Source organism: Allochromatium palmeri (assembly GCF_009720725.1).
Classification (GTDB): Bacteria; Pseudomonadota; Gammaproteobacteria; order Chromatiales; family Chromatiaceae; genus Thermochromatium; species Thermochromatium palmeri.
Genome location: NZ_WNKT01000168.1, coordinates 1 through 497, shown reverse-complemented (window position 1 = coordinate 497; position 497 = coordinate 1). Strand labels below are relative to the sequence as shown.

Sequence of the window (497 nt, the reverse complement as noted above, 5' to 3'; positions counted from 1 at the left end):
GGAAACGATGAGGGAAGCGATGGGGTACTTTAACGGATATCTTCAGCCAAGGCTGCCATGACTTATTGAGAAGTTACGGAGTTTCGTCTTTCTGTGGCTAGTCTCATGGCCCGTCTGGCCACTTACTTTGAAAAGATCGTGGCCATTTTCGTGGTTGTCGCGTCCAACTCCATGATTGTCTCCATCCGAGCATGCCCGCGGGTGAACAGAGCATTGGCTGACAACCCCGTGCAGGGTTCGTCAGCCGGGGTGCTATAAGCCGTATCAACCCGCCATCGCTGCCTTCATCTCCGCCGCGTATTGATCGGCATTCAGTCCGACGATCAGGTGCAGCACGTTGTCGGGCAGTCGCAGAATGCCTTGGACGCCGGCGGCCGTGAGGGCAGCCTCGTCAAGCTGCGCGCCGTCGCCAAGGGCGATGCGCAGCCGGGTCTCGGCGGCGGACTCGGCCTGCTGGACGTTGCCCCTGCCGCCGAGTGCGGCGAGGATGGCGCGGG

The 497-nt window shown here is 61.0% G+C and carries 1 protein-coding gene; it reads right to left on the bottom strand.

The window, feature by feature from the left end:
* Positions 1 to 264 precede the first annotated feature (264 nt).
* On the bottom strand, positions 265 to 497 hold a 233-nt coding region (locus GJ668_RS19970; RefSeq protein ID WP_186343245.1), incomplete at its 5' end, for a PTS transporter subunit EIIB.